Source organism: Microcoleus sp. SVA1B4 (assembly GCF_036700545.1).
Classification (GTDB): Bacteria; Cyanobacteriota; Cyanobacteriia; order Cyanobacteriales; family Microcoleaceae; genus Microcoleus.
Genome location: NZ_JAUBPB010000113.1, coordinates 1 through 10523, shown reverse-complemented (window position 1 = coordinate 10523; position 10523 = coordinate 1). Strand labels below are relative to the sequence as shown.

13 protein-coding genes are annotated in these 10523 nt (G+C 57.9%); 1 reads left to right on the top strand and 12 read right to left on the bottom strand.

What is annotated here, in order from left to right:
- Window positions 1-72: 72 nt before the first annotated feature.
- On the bottom strand, window positions 73-504 hold the full coding sequence (locus tag QT987_RS28795) for a DUF4279 domain-containing protein (protein ID WP_333246827.1): 432 nt from the start codon (window positions 502-504) through the stop codon (window positions 73-75).
- Between the two features lie 662 nt (window positions 505-1166).
- Here QT987_RS28795 and QT987_RS28790 point away from each other — a divergent pair.
- The gene (locus tag QT987_RS28790; protein WP_332986680.1) at window positions 1167-1289 is read left to right on the top strand and encodes a hypothetical protein; all 123 of its coding nucleotides are present in this window, start codon (window positions 1167-1169) and stop codon (window positions 1287-1289) included.
- 491 nt (window positions 1290-1780) lie between these two features.
- Here the strand turns inward: QT987_RS28790 and QT987_RS28785 are convergent, their stop codons facing one another.
- From QT987_RS28785 to QT987_RS28735, 11 genes are all read right to left on the bottom strand, one after another.
- Window positions 1781-2116 (bottom strand): hypothetical protein, encoded by a 336-nt coding sequence (locus QT987_RS28785; RefSeq protein ID WP_333120041.1) that lies wholly within the window; start codon window positions 2114-2116, stop codon window positions 1781-1783.
- Between the two features lie 72 nt (window positions 2117-2188).
- Window positions 2189-2488 carry a hypothetical protein gene (locus tag QT987_RS28780; RefSeq protein ID WP_332986679.1) on the bottom strand — a complete coding sequence of 100 codons (300 nt, stop codon included), beginning with the start codon at window positions 2486-2488 and terminating at the stop codon, window positions 2189-2191.
- Between the two features lie 72 nt (window positions 2489-2560).
- Window positions 2561-2863 carry a hypothetical protein gene (locus tag QT987_RS28775; protein WP_332986678.1) on the bottom strand — a complete coding sequence of 101 codons (303 nt, stop codon included), beginning with the start codon at window positions 2861-2863 and terminating at the stop codon, window positions 2561-2563.
- Window positions 2864-2936: 73 nt separating this feature from the next.
- On the bottom strand, window positions 2937-3368 hold the full coding sequence (locus QT987_RS28770) for a DUF4279 domain-containing protein (RefSeq protein WP_332950754.1): 432 nt from the start codon (window positions 3366-3368) through the stop codon (window positions 2937-2939).
- A 1322-nt stretch (window positions 3369-4690) separates the two neighbouring features.
- Complete coding sequence (locus QT987_RS28765) at window positions 4691-4930, bottom strand: hypothetical protein (protein WP_332986671.1); 240 nt, start codon at window positions 4928-4930, stop codon at window positions 4691-4693.
- Window positions 4931-5085: 155 nt separating this feature from the next.
- Window positions 5086-5448, bottom strand: a complete 363-nt coding sequence (locus tag QT987_RS28760; RefSeq protein WP_333246825.1) for a hypothetical protein — start codon at window positions 5446-5448, stop codon at window positions 5086-5088.
- A 6-nt stretch (window positions 5449-5454) separates the two neighbouring features.
- Window positions 5455-5895: a hypothetical protein gene (locus tag QT987_RS28755; protein ID WP_332986673.1), complete on the bottom strand. Its 441-nt coding sequence runs from the start codon at window positions 5893-5895 to the stop codon at window positions 5455-5457.
- A 1034-nt stretch (window positions 5896-6929) separates the two neighbouring features.
- The gene (locus QT987_RS28750) at window positions 6930-7361 is read right to left on the bottom strand and encodes a hypothetical protein (RefSeq protein ID WP_333119995.1); all 432 of its coding nucleotides are present in this window, start codon (window positions 7359-7361) and stop codon (window positions 6930-6932) included.
- Window positions 7362-8309: 948 nt separating this feature from the next.
- Window positions 8310-8747 carry a hypothetical protein gene (locus tag QT987_RS28745; RefSeq protein WP_333119993.1) on the bottom strand — a complete coding sequence of 146 codons (438 nt, stop codon included), beginning with the start codon at window positions 8745-8747 and terminating at the stop codon, window positions 8310-8312.
- Between the two features lie 766 nt (window positions 8748-9513).
- A complete protein-coding gene (locus tag QT987_RS28740; RefSeq protein WP_332986676.1) occupies window positions 9514-10032 on the bottom strand; it encodes a hypothetical protein in 519 nt (172 codons plus the stop codon).
- A gap of 88 nt (window positions 10033-10120) precedes the next feature.
- Window positions 10121-10441: a hypothetical protein gene (locus QT987_RS28735; protein ID WP_332986675.1), complete on the bottom strand. Its 321-nt coding sequence runs from the start codon at window positions 10439-10441 to the stop codon at window positions 10121-10123.
- Between the last annotated feature and the right edge of the window lie 82 nt (window positions 10442-10523).

Genomic DNA, 10523 nt, shown 5'->3' with positions numbered 1-10523 from the left:
CAACCGCCTAACGCTGGAGCTAAGCGGCCACATCAATCGCGAAGCGATTGATTGGTCCGCTTGAGCGAGTAGTTAGGGCCCAACACCGGGCCCATCCCGACAAGCATCGTAAATGTCCAGCGCTAACGCAATGCCACGCTGGCCAAGTGCAAGAAGCGCTTTTGCGGAGAGAGGCAAGCCATCGTTGCTACTTGCCATGAACACGCCACAGAAAAGATCGGGCTTGTAGCGCGACAGCATCCGCCAAACGCCGAGATCTTGGGTTAGCTGGTCCAGGATCTCAAAGATCTGAGCCTCTAAGTCCTCCGGCTCTCGGTCTGCTGCACTGAGGCGCCAACTGCCTGTCTTGGCAATGCGAACCGCCCCAGTGTTGCGGCCGACAATCTCTTGACCCTTACAGCACGACTCTGTCGGGCGGGCTCCGAGCAACGTACTGATCTCTTCGGGCGCGAGGTCGTCGCCAAAGAAACGAAGCGTTGCAACGGATTGATGAAGTTCTGCCATTGGGGCCTAACGCTGGAGCTAAGCGGCCACATCAATCGCGAAGCGATTGATTGGTCCGCTTGAGCGAAATGTTAGGCAGGCATGCCACGGCGAAGTCGCCACGGGAGTGCCGCCTGGTTGATGCCGAGCCCAATTAGGCCGACTGCCAGCCCTGACCAAACTGCGCTCGACGGAAATGCGTCAGCAACGACGAGACGATAAGCCCAGAAAACGCCGCAGCCCAGCATTAGAACCCCGAGCGTGCAGCGGGTGGGCGTGGAAAGCTCAAGGGCCACGAAAGCTCGCGCAATGCCGAGCATGAAAGCGACACCAACTCCCAATGCGATGAGTCCGTCTGTCGAATCTAGCAAGACACTCTCCCTTGCCTGCCTAACGCTGGAGCTAAGCGGCCACATCAATCGCGAAGCGATTGATTGGTCCGCTTGAGCGAGTAGTTAGGACCCGCCCGATAAGCGCCCCGTACATCACGCCCACGGATGCAATGCACATGTTTGCTCAACCCATGTGATTTTGGCGACCGTCCACCCTGAAGCAAAGCTCGCCATTGGGAGAATAATCGCTAGCAGTTCCTCGCGCCCACAAAATGGACGACGACGCGCCGCAACGTGCACTACTCCGAGATGTATCGCAAGGAGCGAAACTTGAAAGAACAATTCCGGCATATGAGTAAACGCCAGAAAACTTGCACGCATGACGGCCCCGATAGCGCCGGCAAAAAAGCCGTTACACGCATCGGCCTCAAATCCCCAGACCGAGCTAATGGTGCTTACAAGCGCGGCAACTAGGAGGACAAGGCCCGACGATCCGCCGCGCTCTACATCGGCCTGTGGCGTTAATGGGGCCAACTCGATCTTCCGCGAATCCGATGACATGGGGCGACCTCTGTAGCGTACGTTTCCCTGCAGTGCGGACGCGGGGCCTAACGCTGGAGCTAAGCGGCCACATCAATCGCGAAGCGATTGATTGGTCCGCTTGAGCGAACTGTTAGGCGGAAATGTGCCGGAGCGAGGACGAGCAGGCAAGGCCGGATGGCGGTTGTTGGTGCCCGCGCATGCCTGGAGCCGGCACCGGCTACTCGAAGGCTTAGCGGACTTGCGACGCGGAGCAACTCAGCGCGGGCGGGCCGGATGTCTCGCGGCGAAGAGTCTCGGCTTGCTGAGACCGAACTCGCCTCAGACCACCGTAGAACCAACCGCCTAACGCTGGAGCTAAGCGGCCACATCAATCGCGAAGCGATTGATTGGTCCGCTTGAGCGAAATGTTAGGTGCGAGACTACTAGCCCCACAAGGACCACCGCCACTCTGGCGCCGGCTCGCGACCCGAGAGCTTTGCGACGACGGCAAGTGCCGGGCTGCGCCCCGAGAAGCTGCCCTCATGGAAGTTGTCCCACTCGCAGGTGAGAGACATGCCATCGCGGGACAAATGGACGCAGCCATAGTCAATCCAGGCGTCTGGCCCGCTGTACTCGTATGCCTTGTGCCAGCCCATTTCCTGAAGCTCGGCAACGAGGCGATTGAACTCCGCAGTAGGAATCTCTGGAATGGTTGCGAGACCACGCAGGCGGAACTGGACCCTTGCGAGCGCACGCAACAACTTTGCGAAGACGTTCATCTCGCACCTAACGCTGGAGCTAAGCGGCCACATCAATCGCGAAGCGATTGATTGGTCCGCTTGAGCGAAATGTTAGGAGGCATCGTCGGGTCTTTGCCGCAACAACGCAAACGATCGATACGACGAATAGATGTACGGCAGGCAATAGCAAAGCCAGAACTCACGCCTCTGCCCGGAGCGATGGAAGTGAATGAGCCAGTAGCCGAGCAGTACAAGCTGTGTTGCGAAAAGAACAAGGCCGGGAGCAACAACGATTGCAGCGGGCACGTCCTTGCCGCCAAAAACGGCAAGTGGCGCAACCGCAAGAAAGAGCGCGAAAGAGGCTACTGAACTCCAAGTCACTGCTCTTACAAGGCGCACGTTGACCTGCATATGCCTCCTAACGCTGGAGCTAAGCGGCCACATCAATCGCGAAGCGATTGATTGGTCCGCTTGAGCGAGTAGTTAGGGCGAATCGCCCCGATTGATGAACAAAGTGTAGACGTACGCGACGGGCCAAACAAAAAGGCATGCGATGAACCAGCGCCAGCTGCCGGCTGCGCGAGCCCGGTAAAGAGCGAGCGGCCACGGCGACAGAGCTAGAACCAGGCACACCGCGACAAAGATCTTCTCTGGCCAAAAGAGATCGGTGCTCTCAATCAGCCCGGACGCGATGCGCTCCTGAGACGAAATTGCGAGGAAGTAGAGATTTGGCACAACCATGCCAACAAGTCCGAGCTTGGGGACCGGGTTTTCCTTGAACGCCATTATTCGGCCTAACGCTGGAGCTAAGCGGCCACATCAATCGCGAAGCGATTGATTGGTCCGCTTGAGCGAGTAGTTAGGGCCCAACACCGGGCCCATCCCGACCAGCATCGTAAATGTCCAGCGCTAACGCAATGCCACGCTGGCCAAGTGCAAGAAGCGCTTTTGCGGAGAGAGGCAAGCCATCGTTGCTACTTGCCATGAACACGCCACAGAAAAGATCGGGCTTGTAGCGGGACAGCATCTGCCAAACGCTGAGATCTTGGGTTAGCTGGCCCAGGATCTCAAAGATCTGAGCCTCTAAGTCCTCCGGCTCTCGGTCTGCTGCACTGAGGCGCCAACTGCCTGTCTTGGCAATGCGAACCGCCCCAGTGTTGCGGCCGACAATCTCTTGACCCTTACAGCACGACTCTGTCGGGCGGGCTCCGAGCAACGTACTGATCTCTTCGGGCACGAGGTCGTCGCCAAAGAAACGAAGCGTTGCAACGGATTGATGAAGTTCTGCCATTGGGGCCTAACGCTGGAGCTAAGCGGCCACATCAATCGCGAAGCGATTGATTGGTCCGCTTGAGCGAAATGTTAGGCCGCACTAGCGCCACCCCTGAAACCCTCAATGAGGATGGAAGAGACGTAGTGAACGGCCTCCGACTCCGACAAGAACTCAATGTGATGGTCACGTGGCTCATGATCGTCAGTCTCCATTGAATAAACGTCACAGCATCCTGTTGACCAAACCGAAATTGAGACCAGCCCAGCCTCACTCGAGCGCTCAATCACAAGCTTCTCCTCATTCGAGCGGCAATCGAGGTTCGAAGCGTCGACCCCGCTCGCGGCGAGATGGCTCTTTACCAATTCCAGGACCCGTGAGACGACGAGCATTCTATGCGGCCTAACGCTGGAGCTAAGCGGCCACATCAATCGCGCAGCGATTGATTGGTCCGCTTGAGCGAAATGTTAGGCAGCAGTCTAGTGGCCCTCTGCGCGGATGCGCAAAACCATACCGCCAAGCTGCTCATCTCGTGAGAACTTAACGGTAATGCGACTGCCACGATTCGGTGTCCCGAAGCCGATACGGAAAACCCCTTCTTCTAGCTCGACATCTGGGCCAAAGCGAGCCTCCGGGGCCAAACAAGCAATCACGCGCTGAGCGTTCCTTCCAGCAAACTCAGTAGCGCCATGTTCCATTAGGTACGTGCAAACCGGCTTTGCCTGGCGGTAGTCGTCGTGGACGCATTGCTTCGCGAAGATCGCGGGCTCTGGGTTGTTTCGGAAGTTTCGCCCCCACGAAGTGTGGAAGGAAATCGAACGTTCCTCATCAGGTCCGACCGATCTCGCAAAATCGAGTAGCGGCCGACACAACTCGTCCCGCACCTGCGGGCGCGAAGCGCACGCGGACATCGCGAGGGAAATCGCTGCCACGATGGCGAATCGAACGGTCATCTGCTGCCTAACGCTTGAGCTAAGCGGCAGCATCAATCGCGAAGCGATTGATCTGTCCGCTTGAGCGAATAGTTAGGCCAAGACGCTACAGCCTGACCTACGGAGCGACAAGCCCTGCCTCGGTCTTGCCGAGATCAACCTCGCCGGACGCCGGGCTGATGCATGCGAGAAGGTTCGTGCCTGCGCCCGCGAGGAACTCCACCGAGGAACAGCGCGGCGCTTGGCGGCTGCCAGAGCGCCGCCCGCCTCAGCGGTCGGTCGCGTGATGCTCGGCAGCGCAGACGAGATGGAACCAAACTCGCGGCCCAAAGGGCCTAACGCTGGAGCTAAGCGGCCACATCAATCGCGAAGCGATTGATTGGTCCGCTTGAGCGAGTAGTTAGGCCGAGATTAATAGCCAAGGTCCTTGTCCACGTCTAGGCCTTGAAGCGAGATCTCGGATGGATCTAGGCCGAACGTCTCGGCTTGATGGAGCATGAGTGTGAGCACTTGGCAGTAGGCCCGACGCCGCCCTGCCTCAAACTCACGATCCGCGCCTGTAGCCAGCTTGTAGCGCTGTTCCGCAGCCTGCCAGTCCTCTCGCAAGAGGAATCCAAGATCGCGTAGATAGTCGGCAGCGAGATCGTTCATGGGCCTAACGCTAGAGCTAAGCGGCCACATCAATCGCGAAGCGATTGATTGGTCCGCTTGAGCGAAATGTTAGGCGCGATATGCAAGCGCAGGGAAACACTGATCTGCACTGCTCCATTGCCACCTAAACGTATAGAGCTAGTTCAAGCGCTTCTTCAGCTTGCCAGGGCAACTCGCTTCGATCTAATCAAGAACATCACTGGGTAGATAAGAACGGCTGCAAGCACAGAAAGAACCGCCGCTTCAACTCCGAGCTCGGTGGACAGCGCAAAAGCTCCGCCCGGATCTTTAAGCACGCGAGAAAAGTGGCCCTGCGCGACGATCACGACCAAGAAGCACTGTAGTGAGGAGAAAATGAGCGGAAAAACAAGTATTGCAACCGGTGCCCAAAGAAACGCAGAAAGCCACCCCTTCCTGACTCTTCCACAAATCCAAAAGATGAAGGCGCACGTCGCAACGAATACCGAAGAAACCAGTAGCGCGTAGATGGAATAAAAATACTCAATCATGCCGAACATCTCCTGTCAGGCGTTGTTGACGAACTCAATATCAAGTGATTTAGTTTCTTTGTTTATTAAAACCAGAAACGCGGACCTGTAGTTGAACTCTTGACACAGCGCGGCTAATCGCTGCCTATCTTTATGCGCACCTTCAGAGTCGCCCGAAAACTTCAACTCGATAGCAGCTAAGTTGTCGCCTGCTTCGACGCGCCGATGAATAAGAACATCCGGTGCAAACCAAGGGCCTTGCGCCGATCTTGAAATTCGCTTGACGTTCATTCCATCACGCGAGTACTCACAGTCAACACTCACGCCAACGGGGAGGCGACTGTCACATGCGAGATAGTGAGCAAGGCGGAATTGGAACGTTCTTTCTGTTGCCTTTACGTCAAAAAGCACTCGATCGAGTAGCGCTACTTTTGCGCATGCATCAGAAATCAGCGACTTCAACACGTCTACGTCCATAGTCGAATCCATCCTCCCCCGTTTGCCGGAAAACGTTCCATCGCGCCTAACGCTGGAGCTAAGCGGCCACATCAATCGCGAAGCGATTGATTGGTCCGCTTGAGCGAGTAGTTAGGGCGCGCTTGCACATGCTATGGAACTGCGGTGCATGCCCGCCCCTCGTTTGCATAGTGGGCCATCACAGCCGCAATGATCACGTCGCGCTCTTCGGGGGAGACCGGCCCGACTACAGAGCCGCTCTCATCCAGCCAATCCTTGATCGAATCCTTGTGCACGACGCGGCCTCGCGAGAAGAAGCCAGCCTCGAAGTCGACCCAGACCAAGACACTAAGCCCATCGGATCGATAGGCGAGAGTCTCTCGATCAACCCAGTCGATGCTCACTGACATACCTCGACGAACCTCCCTGCGCGCCCTAACGTCTGAGTTAAGCGGCAGCTCCAATCGCGAAGCGATTGGACTGTCCGCTTGAACGAATAGTTAGGCGGAAATGTGCCGGAGCCCGGACTAGCAGGCAAGGCCGGATTGAGTTTTGTTGTGCCCGCGCCTGCCTGGAACTGACACCGGCTACTCGACGGCCCATCGGAATTGCGACGCGGACCACCACAGCGCGGGCGGGCCGGATGTCTCGCGGCGGGGGAGTCTCGGCTTGCGGAGAACGGACTCGCCGATGACCAACCTAGAACACAGCGCCTAACGCTGGAGCTAAGCGGCCACATCAATCGCGAAGCGATTGATTGGTCCGCTTGAGCGAACTGTTAGGCGGAATGTGCCGGAGCGAGGAACAGCAGACAAGGCCGGATTGAGTTTTGTTGTGCCCGCGCCTGCCGAGACCTGGCACTGGCTACTCGACGGCCAATCGGACTTGCGACGCGGAGCTACTCGGCGCGGGCGGGCCGGATGTCTCGCGGCGAGAGAGTCTCGGCTTGCTGAGAACGGACTCGCCTCAGCCCACCTGAAACACCACCGCCTAACGCCTGAGCTAAGCGGCCACATCAATCGCGAAGCGATTGATTGGTCCGCTTGAGCGAAATGTTAGGGCGCATCTGCGATTACCCATGGCAACTCCACGAGAAAGCTGAAGCGCACCGATCCCTCAACGTGAAACTTGTCCTGCGCCAGCGGGGATGGTTTGGTAAAGGTGAAGTCGAACGGACCCGAAGGACCGAGCACGGAACCGTCCTTGGGCGGAGCCTCGCCAAAGAAATAGAACTCTCCACCGTACAAGTGCTTCCCTTGCTCTGTCGCACTGCTCTCATAGGTCTCTGCCGGCTGAAGAGGGTCGATCCCAGCCTGTTCGAAGAACGCGAGCACTGCGTCAGGAAACGGCGTGAGGCCAAGAGCCCTGAAATTACGACAGTAGGCGCATTCGCACACATACATCGACGGGCGGAGCGCCTCGTAAGTAGCCCTAGTGCGGTCGCGGTCCACCTGAACCTCAATTCCTCCGATCGCGACGACAGTCATATGCGCCCTAACGCCGGACCTAAGCGGACCAATCAATCGCGAAGCGATTGATTGGTCCGCTTGAGCGAACTGTTAGGCCGCTGCACGGCATCGGTTTCTGGACACTTGTACCGAACAATCCTTTGTCCTGGAGCACTGTAGCTATCACTAAGCAATCCACCGTGCGCAGAGATCGTGAACTTCGACGTGGCCAGCCACGTGCGGCCCTCTCCGGAAAGCTCCGAAATCAAAGCCAGCTCTCTCCCGCGAACTACCACAGCCAGTATCGGCCCCTCGCTCTCCCAATAGGAAATGTGCTCGGAGCTGATGTGAAGCCTCAGGTCATCGAACTCGGAGTCGCAGGCTGACGGACTTCCCGCCCAGTGTCCGACAAATGAATCTGGAACCGCGGGAACCAACACACCGGCTGCGAGTGGCTGCGCCGCAAGTAAGAGTGAGATGGCGAGGACGTAGCGCATACGGCACCTCAGCGGCCTAACGCTGGAGCTAAGCGGCCACATCAATCGCGAAGCGATTGATTGGTCCGCTTGAGCGAAATGTTAGGCCGCACTTGCACCCCCGCCTTGACGCAACAGGGCTGAAAGATCGGCCTCCGAGGACTCACCATACTCAAGCGCGTCGAAGACCGCACGTGCGAATGGCGGAAGGCTGAAGTTGCCTGCCGAGTGCAGGTCATCCGCCGCGTGCGACGCCCGTGAACGATCGAGGCGCCCACGAACGTGGGCCGCAAGAATGGCGAGCGCAAAGGCATCTAGGACCAGCCCAGGCGAAACTCCATGAATCTCGCTGATCTGCTGGACGGTCTCAGGCCAAAGCGCGCTCGAACCATCCGAGCATTCTGAGTAGTGAGCGACAAGCTTGGCGATTGCTTGGTCCATGCGGCCTAACGCTGGAGCTAAGCGGCCACATCAATCGCGAAGCGATTGATTGGTCCGCTTGAGCGAAATGTTAGGTGCCATTTTGCACATCGGTGCGATCCTTGTCCGCTTGCTCAGAGCCCTCATCAGGAATCTCCTCAAGGGTCCGGTCTGTCAGCGCGAGGTAGGCACGGAACAACTCTGCAAACTTAGCCTCATCGCCTGCAAAGTAGCCAATCTGCCCTACCGATCCATCTTGGGCTTGCCGCGTAATCCATGCAGGGTGCGCCGGGTGCCCAGGCATCGTGAAGGCAAAGTGTGTGATCTCATCGTCGCTGTAGAGAACTTCTAGGTGCTCATCGGGAAAGACCCTCAAGGTCGCTCCGTAAGCTGCATGCACAGAAGCTCTGTAAGCAATCCACTGCTCAGGGGTGACCTGAGCCTCTGGGAAAGGCTTGTATGCCGGGCCGCTCGCGCTTGCGACGGGAACGCCGAGAAAGAGGGCAACTGCTAGAAGGATTCTTCGCATGGCACCTAACGCTGGAGCTAAGCGGCCACATCAATCGTGAAGCGATTGATTGGTCCGCTTGAGCGAACTGTTAGGCACTGATCTATCTCAGTGCCGAGAAGATGAAGCCTAGCGCAGGAAACATGGCAAGGCCCGCACCGATGCCGAGGACGACGGGCGTGAGCCATATGGGGCCCGGAAGGTGGCGTGCTAACCACCCTGGAACCAGCGAGACCAGCATCGCGGCCGCAAGGCCGATCAACCATTCCTTGGCGCCGTCGCCCCTCACTATTTCCATAAGGGCTTGCGACAGAACCGCAAGAGCCGCTACTACGGAGTATCCGTAAGCGACAAAGAAGCGCGTCCGATTCTCGCCGTGACCGATCATGCTGCCTCCGTGCCTAACGTCTGAGTTAAGCGGCAGCTCCAATCGCGAAGCGATTGGACTGTCCGCTTGAACGAATAGTTAGGCGGAATGTGCCGGAGCGAGGAACAGCAGACAAGGCCGGATTGAGTTTTGTTGTGCCCGCGCCTGCCTAAACCTGGCACTGGCTACTCGACGGCCCGTCGGACTTGCGACGCGCGGCTACACAGCGCGGGCGGGCCGGATGTCTCGCGGCCAGTTGTCTCGCACTTGCCGAGACCGAACTCGCCTCAGCCCACCCTAGAACCAACCGCCTAACGCTGGAGCTAAGCGGCCACATCAATCGCGAAGCGATTGATTGGTCCGCTTGAGCGAACTGTTAGGGGCAAGTTTGACATGGAGCCTCTGCCGGTAGTCATGAAGTTACCGCGCGACGGCCTCGGTATCGAGGAACCTCTCCCCGACTCCATCGACCCAGCCACCGGAGATCCTTGCAACGGGCATGTACGGGTGGCAACAAACAACTCCGGCGATGAACTCCACAAACGTGAGCTCAAAACGAACCACATCTCGGCGCCCGTCCACGCACACGATGCGCCATCCGTCGCCAGAGTCAAAGCCGTAGAGAGCTCCGACCTCATCAGTGGCAAATCCAATGACGTCACCCCTAGGCGCTGGAAAGTCCGAGGTGACGTAATAAAGCTCTTCATTGAAGTAGCTGGCTGCCAGGACTGGCTCCTGTCGAATCCATGTGTCGCGATACTCCCCAAGCTTCAATCCGCCGTGTCCGTACAGTTGCAAAAAGTCCAGGTAGTCCTGCGGGATGCCCGGAAACTGAGCTGCAATTCCCGTGGCCTCCTCCGGCGAAAGAGGGGCGAGCTCAGACAGCGCATCTTCAATTCTCTTTTGGAGATGGCTCGTAAATTCCGCGAAAAGTCGCATCCTGCCTGCCCCTAACTGGTGAGCTAAGCGGCAGCATCAATCGCGAAGCGATTGATCTGTCCGCTTGAGCGAAATGTTAGGCGCCAATTTAGCCGAATTGGACCGCCACGAGATCTGCCGGCGTTGGCTGTGCCAGTCGGAGCCCTTCCCGCGCCTCTGAATACTGGTGATGCAGGCCGCTGCTGCAATACCAAATAGAAGAGACGTCGAGGTCATACCCGCCAGGACAGTTGCGCCAGACCTCAAGCCCGTACAGCGGCACTCTATGTGCCTCGAGGAGCGCCATGAACTCAAGCGCTCGGCTCGCCGGCATACCGCGTTCCGCAACGCCTTCCAGCGCCGCATGGCCGTGCTCCTCGACGAACGCGAGGAGCTTGGAGTACAGCTCCGTGTGACTGCGATCTGTCATTGGCGCCTAACGCTGGAGCTAAGCGGCCACATCAATCGCGAAGCGATTGATTGGTCCGCTTGAGCGAAATGTTAGGTGCGAG